A 14,651-nucleotide genomic window follows, 5' to 3' on the forward strand; every position below is an offset into this window, starting at 1 on the left:
CCGGCCGTTCGCGTCCCGGCCGTCCGCACTCCCCCAGCCCTCGGCCGGGGTGCTCCCCGGCCGCCGCTTCTGGTCCGGTGCCCGCCGTGCGGTGTACCGGACGGCGGAAAACCGAACCTTAGACCTTCGCCCAGTATCTACGATGCGCCGGGGCCCGTTCCTGCCCGGAACGTCACAGTGTTGTGAGAATCCTTCGGGTATGCGGCTTTGATCTTGCGGTGGGCGCCGGCCCGCCGCCTTCAGACGCGCGGCAGGGTCTCGGCCGCGAGGCCGCCCTCGATGGCGAGGATGCGGTGCAGGCGGGTGGCGACCAGCAGCCGCTGCATCTGGGGCGGTACGCCGCGCAGCACGAGCCGGCGGTTGGCCCGCCCGGCGCGGCGGTGCGCGCCCATGATCACGCCGAGGCCGGTGGCGTCCCACGAGTCGAGTCCGGTCAGGTCCAGCACGAGGTCGCCCTGCCCCGAGTCGACGGCGGTGTGCAGGACGGTTCGGGCGTCCGCCGCGCTGCGGACGTCGAGGCGGCCCCCGACGACCAGCTCGGCGTGGTCGCCCCTGATGTGCATATGCGCTCCCCGGGTGATGAATGCTCGATCGTTACGTCTACAGAACTGACTGCCTCTCATGCGGCGAAGTTGCCGCCTGTAAGCGAACCGATACCGAATTCACCCTGGAGGGTGACGGGGCCGGCCCCGTGCGCCTGACGCGTCGGCCGCCTCGGGGGCGTGCCGCCGGCGGCCGGGGTCCCGGCCGCCGCGCCCACGGCCGTGCCGGGGCGGCGCCTGACGCTGCGACAGCGCGGTGCGGGGTCCGGGCCCGTCCGACGCGGAATCAGTGCTCGTAGAAGCCTTGCCCACTCTTGCGACCGATATCGCCGGCATCGACCATCCGCCGCATGATCTCCGGCGGCGCGAACTTCTCGTCCTGCGACTCGGTGTAGATGTTGTCGGTGGCGTGCAGCAGGATGTCCACACCGGTCAGGTCGGCGGTGGCCAGCGGCCCCATGGCGTGCCCGAAGCCCAGCTTGCAGGCGGTGTCGATGTCCTCGGCGCTGGCCACCCCGGCCTCGTACAGCTTCGCCGCCTCCACGACCAGCGCCGAGATCAGACGGGTGGTCACGAAGCCGGCCACGTCGCGGTTGACCACGACGCAGGTCTTGCCGACGGACTCGGCGAACGCACGGGCGGTGGCGAGGGTTTCGTCGCTGGTCTTGTAGCCGCGCACCAGTTCGCACAACTGCATCATCGGCACCGGCGAGAAGAAGTGCGTGCCCACCACCCGCTCGGGCCGCCCGGTGGCCGCCGCGATCTTGGTGATCGGGATGGCCGAGGTGTTCGAGGCGAGCACCGCCTCGTCCTTGACCAGCTTGTCCAGGGTCTGGAAGATCTCGCGCTTGACGTCGATCCGCTCGAATACGGCCTCGACGACGATGTCCGCGTCGGCCGCCGCGTCCAGGTCGGTCGTGGTGGTGATCCTGCCCAGCGCCTGCTCGGCGTCCTCGGCGGCCAGCTTGCCCTTGCCGACGAACTTCTCGTACGAGGCCTCGATGCCGCCCTTGCCGCGGGCCAGCGCGCCTTCCGTCACATCGCGGAGGACGACCTCCCAGCCCGCCTGGGCCGAGACCTGCGCGATGCCGGACCCCATGAGTCCGGCTCCGATGACGGCGAGCTTCTTTGCCACTTGCTGTCCCCTAACACGCTGTACACCTGACGGCTCTCGGCAGTGACGTTAGCGCCCGGCGGCGATCGATAGGAGGGTTAGAGATGCGCGTCACGTCTCAGATGACGGACATCACACCGCGCGGGCTCATCCGCCGCCGCGCACGGCGTAGTTGAGGACCTTCGCGCTGAGCGCGTCCTCCAGGTCGTCGAGCAGGACGAGCGCTTCGCGTGACACCTCGTCGGGTGCCCGCCCGGCCATCATGGCGCGGGCGATGTGGGTGGTGAGCGTGGCGTGCACCCAGGTGAGCTGACCCGCCACCAGGAGCGGCAGCCAGTCGTCCGCCGCGGCGCCGGCCTCCTGGCGCAGGGTCTCCTCCAGTCGGTTGAGCTGTTCCTGCTGGAGGTGCCAGAGACGGGCCTTGAGGGCGGCGGCGCCCTCGATGACGCGCAGGAAGCGGTCATAGCCCGCGACCAGCCCGACGGCCGGCGAGACCGCCTCGACCTGTTCGCGCAGTTCACGCAGGACGGCGGCGGCCGCCGACTCCCCCGCGTCCCGGCCGCGTACGGAGCGCGCGAGGCGGTCCACCAGCCCGGCGCCGCGGTCCATGAAGAGGTCTTCCTTGGCCGGGAAGTAGTTGTAGACGGTATTGATCGAGACCTCGCAGACCTCCGCGATCTCCGCGATGGTCACCGCGTCGAAGCCGCGCTCCAGGAACAGGCCGGTGGCCACGTCGGAGATGTGCTGGCGCGTCTGCCGCTTCTTGCGCTCCCTGAGTCCCTCTGCCATGCCCGCATCGTACGCCTTCTTGGTGGGCATGAAAATTTGGGGGCATTGCAAATTTTCAGTGCCTCTGTTTTTCTGTCGGCATGGCAGTCATCACCGCGTCCGGCCTGACCCGGACCTTCACCACCCGACGCGGCACCGTCGAAGCCGTACGCGGCATCGACCTCACCGTCGAACGCGGCGAGATCCTCGGCCTGCTCGGCCCGAACGGCGCCGGCAAGACCACCACTCTGCGGATGCTCACCACGCTCCTCGCCCCCACCGGCGGCAGCGCCACGGTGGCCGGCTGCGACCTCGCCCGCGACCCGGCCGGCGTGCGGCGCGGCACCGGCTACGTCGCCCAGTCCGGCGGCGTCGACCCGCACATCCGCGTACGGGAGGAACTGGTGACCCAGGGGCGCCTGTACCGCCTGCCGAAGGCGCGGGCCGCGGCCCGCGCCGCGGAACTGGCGCACGACCTCGGCCTCGACGATCTGCTGGACCGCACGTGCGCGGCGCTGTCCGGCGGCCAGCGGCGGCGGCTGGACATCGCGCTGGGCCTGCTGCACCGGCCCGCGGTGCTCTTCCTGGACGAGCCGACGACCGGGCTCGATCCCGGCAGCCGGGCCGGCCTGTGGGAGCTGGTCCGCCGGCTGCGTACGGATGCCGGCACGACCGTCGTCCTGACCACCCACCACCTCGACGAGGCGGACGCGCTCGCCGACCGGCTCGTGGTCGTGGACCGCGGTGTGGTCGCCGCCGAGGGCACCCCGCGCGCCCTCAAGACCGAGTACGCCGGCACGCCCGACGCGTCGCTCCAGGACGCCTTCCTCGCGATCACCGGGCGCGGCCCCGCCCCGGCGGACGCCACACCCGTAGCCGTCTGACCGCCCCGCCCCTCAGGAGCCTCGCATGTCCTCCGTCCTGTCCGACACCGCCCTGATCTTCGGGCGCTACGCCCGGCAGACCCTGCGCTCCAAGGCGCAGATGCTCTTCGGCGTCCTGACGCCGCTGCTCTACCTGCTCTTCTACGGCCCGCTGCTGACGAAGCTGCCGCTGGCCTCCGAAGGCAGCTCCTGGCAGGTCCTGGTGCCCGGCCTGCTGCTGCAACTCGCGCTCTTCGGCGCGTCGTTCTGCGGCTTCGGCATCATCGTCGAAAAGCAGTACGGCGTGGTGGAGCGGATGCGGGTGACGCCCGTCAGCCGGCTCGCGCTGCTGCTGGGGCGGGTGCTGCGGGACAGCGCGCTGCTCACGTTCCAGGCGGTGCTGCTGGTACTGGCGGCATCGGTGATGGGGCTGCGGGCGCCGCTCGGCGGCATCCTCATCGGCTTCGCGTTCGTCGCCGCGACGGCCGTCGCCCTGGCCTCGCTGTCGTACGCGCTGGCCATGAAAGCCGCCTCGCCGCAGGAGTTCGGCCCCGTCGTCAACGCCGCCACCATGCCCACGATGCTGCTGTCCGGCCTGATGCTGCCGATGGCCCTGGCACCCGGCTGGCTGGACGTCCTCTCCCGGTGCACGCCGCTGCGCCACCTCGTGGACGGCATCCGCGCGGCGTACGTGGGCGACTACACCGGTACGCCGGTGCTGTACGGCGCCCTGGTCGCCGCCGGGCTCGCCGTGGTGGCCGCGGCGGTCTGCGCCCGTGCCTCCCACCGGGCGGCGTAGGCTCGCCCGTATGGTCAATCTGACGCGCATCTACACCCGTACCGGCGACAAGGGCACCACCGCCCTCGGCGACATGAGCCGTACCGCCAAGACCGATACGCGGATCGCGGCCTACGCGGACGCCAACGAGGCCAACGCGGCGATCGGCGTGGCCATCGCCCTCGGCTCCCTGCCGGAGGACGTCGTCAAGGTGCTCGTCCGGGTGCAGAACGACCTCTTCGACGTGGGCGCCGACCTGTCGACACCGGTGGTGGAGAACCCGGAGTTCCCGCCGCTGCGCGTCGAGCAGGGCTACATCGACAAGCTGGAGGCGGACTGCGACCACTACCTGGAGAGCCTGGAGAAGCTCCGCAGCTTCATCCTGCCCGGCGGCACGGCGGGCGCCGCGCTGCTGCACCAGGCGTGCACGGTGGTACGCCGTGCCGAGCGCTCCACGTGGGCGGCGCTGGAGACGCACGGCGACACCATGAACCACCTCACCGCCACCTACCTCAACCGCCTCTCCGACCTCCTGTTCATCCTGGCCCGCACGGCCAACAAGGAGCAGGGCGACGTGCTGTGGGTGCCGGGCGGCGAGCGGTAGGCGCGGCGGCCCACCGTCTCTCACCCGGTGGGCCCGTCCCCGGGCCCCCGGCCCGCCCCGACGTGCTCGCGGTCGTCCGCGCCGCCCGGGGGCAGGTGCCCCTCCGGCGCCTTCTTCGGCCAGACCGTGTAGCTCACCGCGATCACCAGGCTGATGCCGATGACGAAGAGCATCTTGGTCTGCCAGTCGCGCAGCGAGCCGGTCTGCGCGGGGTCGCCCACGTACCGGGCGGCGGCCTCCAGCAGGCCCGTCGCGATCAGCGCGGCGAGGATCCAGCGGCCCGCCGACTGCCATTCGAAGACCGTGCGCTCCCGGCCGTACTTCGGTGCCGGTGCCGGCGGCGGGCCGCCCGCGAAGCGATGGGCGAAGCGGGCGTCCGCCCACTTGATCATGCGATGTCCCATCGTGACCGAGAAGCCGATGTAGACGGCGGCGAGCCCGTGCTTCCAGTCCGCCTCCGCGCCGTTCTTCAGGTCGACGGCGGTGGCGATCAGCAGGACGAGCTCCAACAGCGGCTCCAGCAGCAGGACGGCGATGCCGGCACGCGGCATCTTCGCCAGATAGCGCAGGGCCAGCCCGCCGGCCAGCAGCACCCAGAAGCCGACCTCACAGGTGATGATCAGCGCAAGAATCACGGGACACTCCTTCTTTCCGTTCCCCTCCAGGCTCGCCCCGGAATCCGGCCCGCACCTCGTCGCCCGCGATGATCCGGCACTGCATCTTTCGATGTAGCGCGCGGCGGAACGGGTTCGGCCGGGGCGTGGAGGCGACGGGCCGCGCCGCCGTGTTTGATGGAGGGGTGAGCGCGAGACGTTTTGCCGCCCTGGCGCGCCCGCACCGTGACGACGTGCGCATCGCGGTCTGCGGGCTGCTCGGCGGTCTGCTGCTGTGGGGGCTGGGGCTGCGCAGCAGTCCGCCGCTGCTGTCCGGGCTGCCGTCCTGGTCGGTCCTGGTGACGCTGACCGTCATGTCCGGCACCGAGCTGCTGCGCCGGACCGCTCCGCGGGCCGCGCTGGGCCTGGCGACCGTCGCGATCACGCTGGATGTGTGCGCCGGCGGGCTGATCGCCACCATCGTGATGTTCACCGACATCGTCTACGCCGCGGTGCTGTACGGCCCCCCGGCCACCGCCCGGCGCGTACCGGTCGTCAGCGTCCTGCTCACCGTGGTCGCCACCCTCGTCCCGGTGTCGGTCCTGCACGACCCGCAGGCCCTGCTGATCGGTATCGGCGTCGGCGTGATCACGATCGGTCCGGCCTGGACCGGTGTGATCATCCGCGAACACCGCAACGCCGCCCGCGCCGCGCGCCTGGAGGCCGAACAGACCGCGCTGCTGGCCGAGATGGACCGTACCCAGGCCATCACCGCCGAACGCACCCGGATGGCCCGCGAACTGCACGACATGGTCGCCAACCACCTGTCGGCCATCGCCATCCACTCCACGGCCGCGCAGGCGATAGACGACCCCGCGGCCACCCGCGAGGCACTGGGCGTCATCCGCGAGAACAGCGTCCAGGGCCTCGCCGAGATGCGGCGCCTGATCGGGCTGCTACGGGACGCGAAGGACCCCGGCGGCGCGGCGGAGGCCCAGGCCACGCCCTCCCTGGACGGACTGGACGCGCTCCTGGCGCAGGCCCGCGTCAACGGGGCGGGCAGCGGACTGACGTTCACCCTGACGGACGACCGGGCGGACGGCAGCGGCGCCCGGCTGCCCGCGCCGGTCGAGCTGGCCGCGTACCGCATCGTGCAGGAGTCCCTGACCAACGCCCTCAAGCACGCCGCGCCCGGCGAGGTCGCGGTCCGCATCGCCCACGGCCCCGGCGACCCGCTCACCCTCCGCGTCACCAGCCCCTTCGGCGACCGGCCCGGCCCGCGCGCGCCCGGCTCCGGCGCGGGGCTGATCGGCATGCGGGAGCGGGTCGCGCTGCTCGGCGGCCGGTTCGAGGCCGGGCCCGAGGACGGCGGCGGGCCCGGCGACGGAAAAGTGTGGCGGGTACGGGCCACGCTCCCGGCCCGCGAGGAGGAAGAGGAACGATGACCGCTGTCACCGGCCGCCCGGTCCGGGTACTGATCGCCGAGGACCAGTCCGCCGTACGGGCCGGGCTGGCGCTGATCCTGCGCTCCGCCCCCGACATCGAAGTGGCCGGGGAGGCCGCGGACGGCGAGGAGGCGGTGCGGCTGGCCCGCGCACTGCGCCCCGACCTGGTCCTGATGGACATACAGATGCCCAGGCTGGACGGCGTCTCGGCCACCCGGGCGATCGTCGCCGAGGAACTGGCCGACGTCCTGGTGCTGACCACCTTCGACCTGGACGAGTACGTCTTCGGGGCGCTGCGGGCGGGCGCCGCCGGCTTCCTGCTCAAGGACAGCGAGGCGGCGGCGCTGCTGGACGCGGTGCGCACGGTGGCCGCCGGCGAGGGGATGATCGCCCCGGCCGTGACCCGGCGGCTGATCGCGGAGTTCGCCAACCCCCGTACGGTACGGCGCCCCGCCGACGCCTCGGCACCGGACCCGGCCGTGCTGGACGTGCTGACCCGGCGCGAACGCGAGGTCCTGGGCTGCCTGGGCCGGGGCCTGTCGAACGCCGACATCGCGGGGCACCTGGAGATGGCGGAGGCCACGGTCAAGACGCACGTCAGCCGTCTGCTGGGGAAGCTGGAGCTGCGCAGCCGGGTGCAAGCGGCGGTGCTGGCGCAGGAGCTGGGTGTCAACGGTGGCTGAGACGGGCGCCGGCCGCCGTGTCCCCGAGGGGCGCGGCGGAGGGTGTCACCCACTTTGGTCCAGACCTCTTGACCGTAGGTCTGGACCTTTTTACGCTCCCTTCACATCTTCGCGGTGAGCGCGCCCCACAGCGCTCACCGGGCGGCGCAGGTTCCCCCCACCTTCCACCCCCCTTACCTGGGAGCATCCGTGACACCCGGAACCCTGACACGCACCACCCACGCCCGACGAAGAGCCCTCGCGGCCCTCACCGCACTCCTCCTGCCCGTCGCCGCGCTGATCGGCCTGGCCGGCGCCACCCCCGCGCACGCCGCCGAGTCGGCGACCGCCACGTACACCAAGGTTTCCGACTGGGGTACCGGCTTCCAGGGGCAGTGGACGGTGAAGAACACCGGCACCACCACCCTCGACGGCTGGACCGTCGAGTGGGACTTCCCCTCCGGCACCACCGTCGGCTCCGCCTGGGACGCCCAGGTCAGCGGCTCGAACGGGCACTACACCGCCAAGAACGTCAACTGGAACGGCACCGTCGCCCCCGGCGCCTCCGTCACCTTCGGCTTCACCGGCGCCGGCTCCGGCGGCAGCGACATGAGCGGCTGCAAGCTCAACGGCGGCCCCTGCGACGGGGCACAGCCCGGTGACACCCCGCCCGCCGCCCCCGGCAAGCCCGTCGCCGGCGACATCACCGACACCTCCGTACGGCTGACCTGGACCGCCGCCACCGACGACAAAGGCGTCAAGAACTACGACATCGTCCGCGACGGCACCAGGATCGCCACCGTCGAGAAGCTCGCCTACACCGACACCGGGCTGACCAAAGGCACCGACTACAGCTACACCGTCGTCGCCCGCGACACCGCCGACCAGACCGGCCCCGCCAGCGCCGCCACGACCGTGCGGACCACCGGTGGCGGCGGGCAGCCCGTGGACGCCGTCAAGCTGGGCTACTTCACCGAGTGGGGCGTCTACGACCGCAACTACCACGTGAAGAACCTGGTCACCTCCGGCTCCGCGAGCAAGCTGACGCACATCAACTACGCCTTCGGCAACGTCCAGGGCGGCCGGTGCACCATCGGCGACGCCTACGCGGCCACCGACAAGGCGTACACCGCCGACCAGAGCGTGGACGGCGTCGCCGACACCTGGGACCAGCCGCTGCGCGGCAACTTCAACCAGCTCAAGAAGCTCAAGGCGAAGTACCCGAACATCAAGCTGCTGTGGTCCTTCGGCGGCTGGACCTGGTCCGGCGGCTTCCCCGACGCGGTCAAGAACCCGGCGGCCTTCGCCGACTCCTGCTACCAGCTCGTCAACGACCCGCGCTGGGCCGGTCTCTTCGACGGCATCGACCTGGACTGGGAGTACCCCAACGCCTGCGGCCTGACCTGCGACACCAGCGGTCCGGCGGCGTTCGCCGAGATGATGCGGGCGATGCGCGCCAAGTTCGGCAAGCAGCTCGTCACCGCCGCGATCACCGCCGACGGCTCGGACGGCGGCAAGATCGACGCGGCCGACTACGGCGGCGGCTCGCAGTACGCCGACTGGTACAACGTCATGACGTACGACTTCTTCGGCGCCTGGGACAAGACCGGCCCCACCGCCCCCCACTCACCCCTGACGTCCTATCCCGGCATCCCGAAGCAGGGCTTCAACACCGACGCGGCCCTGCAGAAGCTCAAGGCCAAGGGCGTCCCCGCGAAGAAGCTGCTGATCGGCATCGGCTTCTACGGACGCGGCTGGACCGGCGTCACCCAGGACGCCCCCGGCGGCACCGCCACCGGCCCGGCCCCCGGCAAGTACGAGGCGGGCATCGAGGACTACAAGAACCTCAAGACGAGCTGCCCGTCCACCGGCACCGTCGCCGGCACCGCCTACGCCCGCTGCGGCGGCAACTGGTGGAGCTACGACACCCCGGCGACGATCACCGGGAAGATGACCTACGCCAAGCAGCAGGGACTGGGCGGCGCGTTCTTCTGGGAATTCAGCGGTGACACGGCCAACGGCGAACTGATGACCGCCATCGACAGCGGCCTGCGGTAGCCCGTCCCCCACACCCCCGGACCGGCCGGGGAGGCGGCGTCGCCCCCGCCTTCCCGGCCTTCCGGCCGTTCAGCCGACGGACGGCCGCGCCTCGGGGACCTAGGCCACATTCACTCTCTGACCGGGAGGCGCCGCCTCCAGCCAGGCCAGGAAGCCTGTCAGGGCGTCTTCGCTCATCGCCAGCTCCAGCTTCGTACCGCGGTGGCGGCAGGCGAGGACGACGGAGTCGGAGAGGAGGGCCAGCTCCTCCTCGCCCTGGGGGGTGCGGCGCTCCAGCACCTCGATGGCGAAGCGTTCCAGGACGCGGCGCGGGCGGGGCGCGTAGGAGAAGACGCGGAACCACTCCACCCGGTCGCCGTTGTAGCGGGCGACGCCGTAGATCCATCCTTTGCCGCTGGGCTCGGCCTCCCCGTCGGGCACGTTCCAGCGCAGGCTGCAGTCGAACGTGCCGCCGGAGCGCTGGATGAGCCGTCGCCGTAGTCCGAAGACGAAGAGCCCCAGCAGCACCAGTACGACGACCGCGCCGCTCACGAGCAGAGCGAGGACCATCCGAACCGACCTCCTCGCCTCGATGGGGGTACCCGCGCGCCGGTTCGGGCGCGAGGGGGAAAACGCACCTGCATTGCCTCAGCCGCGGACCGCCCTGGAGAATTCCAGCGCAGCCCGCGGCTGAGGGACGAACTCGTCGGTGGTGGGCTTCAGTGCACGCCCGCCACCGCACGCAGCCGGACATCGGCGCGGCGCTCGGCGGCCGCGTCGGCCTCCGACTTCGCCCGCTCCAAGGCCCGCTCCGCGCGCTGGACATCGATCTCGTCCGACAGCTCGGCGATCTCCGCGAGCAGAGACAGCTTGTTGTCGGCGAACGAGATGAAGCCGCCGTGCACGGCGGCGACGACGGTGCCGTCCCCGTCCTCGCCGGTCGTACGAATCGTCACCGGTCCGGACTCCAGCACGCCGAGCAGCGGCTGGTGCCCCGGCATGACGCCGATGTCGCCCGACGAGGTGCGCGCGACGACCAGGCTGGCCTCGCCCGACCAGACCTGACGGTCGGCGGCGACCAACTCGACGTGCAGCTCAGCCACGATGGCTCCTCGGGTCTCCACCTGCCGGGGGCGGCAGGTGTTGGGTCAAATACTAGTGGTCGTACGGACCGGGGGCGGCCAGGGCCGCCCCCGGAACACGGCCGGGCCTCAGGAGACGCCCAGCTCCTTGGCGTTCGCCTTCAGGTCCTCAAGGCCACCGCACATGAAGAACGCCTGCTCGGGGAAGTGGTCGTACTCACCGTCGGCGATCGCGTTGAACGCCGCGATGGACTCGTCCAGCGACACGTCCGAGCCGTCCACACCGGTGAACTGCTTCGCCACGTGGGTGTTCTGCGACAGGAAGCGCTCGATGCGGCGGGCGCGGTGGACGGTGAGCTTGTCCTCCTCGCCCAGCTCGTCGATGCCGAGGATCGCGATGATGTCCTGCAGGTCCTTGTACTTCTGCAGGATCGTCTTGACCCGCGAGGCACAGGAGTAGTGGTCCTGCGAGATGTAGCGCGGGTCCAGGATGCGGGACGTCGAGTCCAGCGGGTCCACCGCCGGGTAGATGCCCTTCTCCGAGATCGGACGCGACAGAACGGTGGTCGCGTCCAGGTGGGCGAAGGTGGTGGCCGGCGCCGGGTCGGTCAGGTCGTCCGCGGGGACGTAGATCGCCTGCATCGAGGTGATCGAGTGACCACGGGTCGAGGTGATGCGCTCCTGGAGGAGGCCCATCTCGTCCGCCAGGTTCGGCTGGTAACCCACCGCGGACGGCATGCGGCCGAGCAGGGTGGACACCTCGGAACCCGCCTGGGTGTACCGGAAGATGTTGTCGATGAAGAAGAGGACGTCCTGCTTCTGGACGTCACGGAAGTACTCCGCCATCGTCAGACCGGCCAGCGCGACCCGCAGACGGGTGCCCGGGGGCTCGTCCATCTGGCCGAAGACCAGCGCGGTCTTGTCGATGACGCCGGAGTCCGTCATCTCCTCGATCAGGTCGTTGCCCTCACGGGTGCGCTCGCCGACACCGGCGAACACCGACACACCGTCGTGGTTGTTGGCCACGCGGTAGATCATTTCCTGAATGAGGACGGTCTTGCCGACGCCCGCGCCGCCGAACAGACCGATCTTGCCGCCCTTGACGTACGGGGTCAGCAGGTCGATGACCTTGACGCCGGTCTCGAACATCTCGGTCTTCGACTCAAGCTGGTCGAAGCTGGGGGCCTTGCGGTGGATCGGCCAGCGCTCGTTGACCTCGACCGTGGACGGGTCCACGTTCAGGATCTCGCCGAGGGTGTTGAACACCTTGCCCTTGGTGACGTCGCCGACGGGCACGGTGATGCCCTCGCCGGTGTTGGTCACCGCGGCCTGGCGGACCAGACCGTCGGTGGGCTGCATCGAGATCGCGCGGACCACACCGTCACCCAGGTGCTGGGCGACCTCCAGGGTCAGCGTCTTCTTCTTGCCGGCCTCGGCCGGGTCGAGGACCTCGACGGTCAGCGCGTTGTAGATGTCCGGCATCGCGTCGACGGGGAACTCCACGTCGACGACCGGGCCGATGACCCGCGCGACGCGGCCCGTCGCCGTGGCCGTCTCAACAGTGGTGGTCATAGTTGTCAGTCACTCCCCGCGGTCGCGTCGGCCAGGGCGCTCGCGCCACCGACGATCTCGCTGATTTCCTGGGTGATTTCGGCCTGGCGGGCCGCGTTGGCAAGCCGCGAGAGCGACTTGATGAGTTCTTCCGCGTTGTCGGTCGCCGACTTCATCGCACGCCGCGTGGCGGCGTGCTTGGAGGCGGCGGCCTGCAGCAGCGCGTTGTAGATGCGCGACTCGACGTACCGCGGCAGCAGGGCGTCCAGGACGTCCTCGGCCGACGGCTCGAAGTCGAACAGCGGCAGGATCTCGCCCTTGGACGACGCCTGCGCCTCCTCGGCCGTCTTTTCGAGGCTGAGCGGCAGCAGCCGGTTGTCGACCGGCGTCTGCGTCATCATCGAGACGAACTCGGTGTAGACGATGTGCAGCTCGTCCACGCCGCCCTCGGCCGTGTCCTGCTGGACGGCGGCGATCAGCGGCCCGGCGACCGCCTTGGCGTCCGCGTACGTCGGGCTGTCGGTGAAACCGGTCCACGACTCCGTGACCTTGCGCTCACGGAAGGCGTAGTACGAGACACCCTTGCGGCCGACGATGTAGGTGTCGACCTCCTTGCCCTCGCCCTTGAGCCGCTCGGTGAGCTGCTCGGCGGCCTTGATGGCGTTGGAGGAGTAGCCGCCGGCCAGACCGCGGTCGCTCGTGATGAGCAGCACCGCGGCCCGGGTGGGGTTCTCCACCTCGGTCGTCAGGGCGTGCTTGGTGTTCGATCCGGTGGCAACCGCCGTCACCGCGCGGGTCAGCTCACTCGCGTACGGCGTCGATGCCGCCACCTGGCGCTGCGCCTTGACGATGCGCGAGGCGGCGATCATCTCCATCGCCTTGGTGATCTTCTTGGTCGCGGTGACGGAGCGGATGCGACGCTTGTAGACCCGGAGCTTGGCTCCCATTGGTCAGGTCCCTTCCGTCGTCACTTGCTGGTGCTGACCGGAGCGTCCTCACCGAGAAGCTTGCCGTCCGAGGTCTCGAACTGCTGCTTGAAGGTGGCGACGGTGTCGGCGAGTGCCTGGATGGTGTCGTCGGACATCTTGGCGCCCTCGGCGATGCTGGTGAGCAGCTCCTTCTTCTCGCGGCCCATCCAATCCAGCAGCTCGCGCTCGAAGCGGCGGATGTCCTCGACCGGGACGTCGTCCATCTTGCCGGTGGTGCCGGCCCAGATGGAGACGACCTGCTCCTCGACGGGCATCGGCTGGTACTGGCCCTGCTTGAGCAGCTCGGTCATGCGCTGACCACGGGCGAGCTGGGCCTTGGAGGCCGCGTCCAGGTCGGAACCGAAGGCGGCGAACGCCTCCAGCTCACGGAACTGGGCGAGGTCCACGCGGAGCCGGCCGGACACCTGGCGCATGGCCTTGTGCTGGGCGGAGCCACCGACACGGGAGACCGAGATACCGACGTTCAGCGCCGGGCGCTGGCCCGCGTTGAACAGGTCGGACTCCAGGAAGCACTGGCCGTCGGTGATGGAGATGACGTTGGTCGGAATGAACGCCGACACGTCGTTCGCCTTGGTCTCGACGATCGGCAGGCCCGTCATCGAACCGGCACCGAGGTCGTCGGAGAGCTTCGCGCAGCGCTCCAGCAGGCGGGAGTGCAGGTAGAAGACGTCACCCGGGTAGGCCTCACGGCCCGGCGGGCGGCGCAGCAGCAGCGACACGGCGCGGTAGGCGTCGGCCTGCTTGGAGAGGTCGTCGAAGATGATCAGGACGTGCTTGCCCTGGTACATCCAGTGCTGGCCGATGGCCGAGCCGGTGTAGGGCGCCAGGTACTTGAAGCCCGCCGGGTCGGACGCCGGGGCGGCGACGATGGTGGTGTACTCCAGGGCACCGGCCTCCTCCAGCGCGCCGCGCACGGACGCGATGGTGGAGCCCTTCTGGCCGATGGCGACGTAGATGCAGCGGACCTGCTTCTTCGGGTCGCCGGAACGCCAGTTGTCGCGCTGGTTGATGATCGTGTCGACGGCCAGGGCGGTCTTGCCCGTCTGGCGGTCGCCGATGATGAGCTGACGCTGGCCACGGCCGATCGGCACCATCGAGTCGACGGCCTTGTAGCCGGTCTGCATCGGCTCGTGGACCGACTTGCGGACCATGACGCCCGGAGCCTGGAGCTCCAGGGCGCGACGGCCCTCGGACTCGATCTCGCCGAGACCGTCGACCGGGTTGCCCAGCGGGTCGACGACGCGGCCGAGGTAGCCCTCGCCCACGGCGACCGAGAGCACCTCACCGGTGCGGCGCACCGGCTGGCCCTCCTCGATACCGCTGAACTCACCGAGGACAACCGCGCCGATCTCGCGCTCTTCCAGGTTCAGCGCAAGACCGAGCGTGCCGTCCTCGAACTTCAGCAGCTCGTTCGCCATCGCCGAGGGAAGACCCTCGACCTTCGCGATGCCGTCACCGGCCTCGCTGACCGTCCCGACCTCCTCGCGCGAGGCCGCGTCCGGCTTGTACGCCTGGACGAAGTTCTCCAGCGCGTCCCGGATCTCCTCCGGCCGGATCGTGAGCTCCGCCATCTGGGTTCCCTGCTCTCCTTGTTGGGCCCGTCGTCGTTTACGGGGGACGTGC

At 70.6% G+C, this 14,651-nt stretch carries 15 protein-coding genes; 6 read left to right on the forward strand and 9 right to left on the reverse strand.

Annotated features, from left to right (window positions below; translation table 11 throughout):
• Positions 1 to 239 precede the first annotated feature (239 nt).
• The 3 genes from ACH4EB_RS28135 to ACH4EB_RS28145 all read right to left on the reverse strand — a co-directional run bounded on the left by ACH4EB_RS28135 (position 240) and on the right by ACH4EB_RS28145 (position 2,445).
• Positions 240 to 563: an STAS domain-containing protein gene (locus tag ACH4EB_RS28135; RefSeq protein ID WP_365839898.1), complete on the reverse strand. Its 324-nt coding sequence runs from the start codon at positions 561 to 563 to the stop codon at positions 240 to 242.
• Between the two features lie 265 nt (positions 564 to 828).
• A complete protein-coding gene (locus ACH4EB_RS28140; RefSeq protein ID WP_398350657.1) occupies positions 829 to 1,677 on the reverse strand; it encodes a 3-hydroxyacyl-CoA dehydrogenase family protein in 849 nt (282 codons plus the stop codon).
• A gap of 126 nt (positions 1,678 to 1,803) precedes the next feature.
• Positions 1,804 to 2,445 carry a TetR/AcrR family transcriptional regulator gene (locus ACH4EB_RS28145; RefSeq protein WP_398350658.1) on the reverse strand — a complete coding sequence of 214 codons (642 nt, stop codon included), beginning with the start codon at positions 2,443 to 2,445 and terminating at the stop codon, positions 1,804 to 1,806.
• Between the two features lie 80 nt (positions 2,446 to 2,525).
• On the opposite strand from ACH4EB_RS28145, the gene ACH4EB_RS28150 reads away from it, so the two are divergent.
• The 3 genes from ACH4EB_RS28150 to ACH4EB_RS28160 are packed head-to-tail and all read left to right on the forward strand — an operon-like array spanning position 2,526 to position 4,669.
• Positions 2,526 to 3,308, forward strand: a complete 783-nt coding sequence (locus ACH4EB_RS28150; RefSeq protein WP_398350660.1) for an ABC transporter ATP-binding protein — start codon at positions 2,526 to 2,528, stop codon at positions 3,306 to 3,308.
• A gap of 25 nt (positions 3,309 to 3,333) precedes the next feature.
• Positions 3,334 to 4,086, forward strand: coding sequence for an ABC transporter permease (locus tag ACH4EB_RS28155; protein ID WP_398350661.1), 753 nt, complete (start codon positions 3,334 to 3,336; stop codon positions 4,084 to 4,086).
• 10 nt (positions 4,087 to 4,096) lie between these two features.
• On the forward strand, positions 4,097 to 4,669 hold the full coding sequence (locus tag ACH4EB_RS28160) for a cob(I)yrinic acid a,c-diamide adenosyltransferase (protein ID WP_398350663.1): 573 nt from the start codon (positions 4,097 to 4,099) through the stop codon (positions 4,667 to 4,669).
• Positions 4,670 to 4,689: 20 nt separating this feature from the next.
• On the opposite strand, the gene ACH4EB_RS28165 is transcribed toward ACH4EB_RS28160, so the two are convergent.
• Complete coding sequence (locus ACH4EB_RS28165) at positions 4,690 to 5,304, reverse strand: hypothetical protein (protein ID WP_398350665.1); 615 nt, start codon at positions 5,302 to 5,304, stop codon at positions 4,690 to 4,692.
• Between the two features lie 164 nt (positions 5,305 to 5,468).
• Between ACH4EB_RS28165 and ACH4EB_RS28170 the strand changes: the two genes are divergently transcribed.
• The 3 genes from ACH4EB_RS28170 (at position 5,469) to ACH4EB_RS28180 (ending at position 9,427) form a co-directional block, all read left to right on the forward strand.
• Positions 5,469 to 6,707, forward strand: a complete 1,239-nt coding sequence (locus tag ACH4EB_RS28170) for a sensor histidine kinase (RefSeq protein WP_398350666.1) — start codon at positions 5,469 to 5,471, stop codon at positions 6,705 to 6,707.
• Positions 6,704 to 7,390, forward strand: coding sequence for a response regulator (locus tag ACH4EB_RS28175; protein ID WP_398350668.1), 687 nt, complete (start codon positions 6,704 to 6,706; stop codon positions 7,388 to 7,390). The genes ACH4EB_RS28170 and ACH4EB_RS28175 overlap by 4 nt, the downstream gene beginning before the upstream one ends.
• Before the next feature lie 189 nt (positions 7,391 to 7,579).
• A complete protein-coding gene (locus ACH4EB_RS28180) occupies positions 7,580 to 9,427 on the forward strand; it encodes a glycosyl hydrolase family 18 protein (protein WP_398350669.1) in 1,848 nt (615 codons plus the stop codon).
• A gap of 99 nt (positions 9,428 to 9,526) precedes the next feature.
• Here the strand turns inward: ACH4EB_RS28180 and ACH4EB_RS28185 are convergent, their stop codons facing one another.
• The 5 genes from ACH4EB_RS28185 to atpA all read right to left on the reverse strand — a co-directional run bounded on the left by ACH4EB_RS28185 (position 9,527) and on the right by atpA (position 14,599).
• On the reverse strand, positions 9,527 to 9,976 hold the full coding sequence (locus ACH4EB_RS28185; RefSeq protein ID WP_398350670.1) for a DUF2550 domain-containing protein: 450 nt from the start codon (positions 9,974 to 9,976) through the stop codon (positions 9,527 to 9,529).
• A gap of 149 nt (positions 9,977 to 10,125) precedes the next feature.
• Positions 10,126 to 10,509, reverse strand: a complete 384-nt coding sequence (locus ACH4EB_RS28190; protein WP_003981308.1) for a F0F1 ATP synthase subunit epsilon — start codon at positions 10,507 to 10,509, stop codon at positions 10,126 to 10,128.
• 108 nt (positions 10,510 to 10,617) lie between these two features.
• On the reverse strand, positions 10,618 to 12,060 hold the full coding sequence (gene atpD / locus ACH4EB_RS28195; RefSeq protein ID WP_398350671.1) for a F0F1 ATP synthase subunit beta: 1,443 nt from the start codon (positions 12,058 to 12,060) through the stop codon (positions 10,618 to 10,620).
• 5 nt (positions 12,061 to 12,065) lie between these two features.
• Positions 12,066 to 12,986 carry a F0F1 ATP synthase subunit gamma gene (locus ACH4EB_RS28200; RefSeq protein WP_398350673.1) on the reverse strand — a complete coding sequence of 307 codons (921 nt, stop codon included), beginning with the start codon at positions 12,984 to 12,986 and terminating at the stop codon, positions 12,066 to 12,068.
• A gap of 20 nt (positions 12,987 to 13,006) precedes the next feature.
• A complete protein-coding gene (gene atpA / locus ACH4EB_RS28205) occupies positions 13,007 to 14,599 on the reverse strand; it encodes a F0F1 ATP synthase subunit alpha (RefSeq protein WP_398350675.1) in 1,593 nt (530 codons plus the stop codon).
• Positions 14,600 to 14,651: the final 52 nt, after the last annotated feature.

Source organism: Streptomyces sp. NPDC018045 (genome assembly GCF_044327445.1).
Lineage (GTDB): Bacteria > Actinomycetota > Actinomycetes > Streptomycetales > Streptomycetaceae > Streptomyces.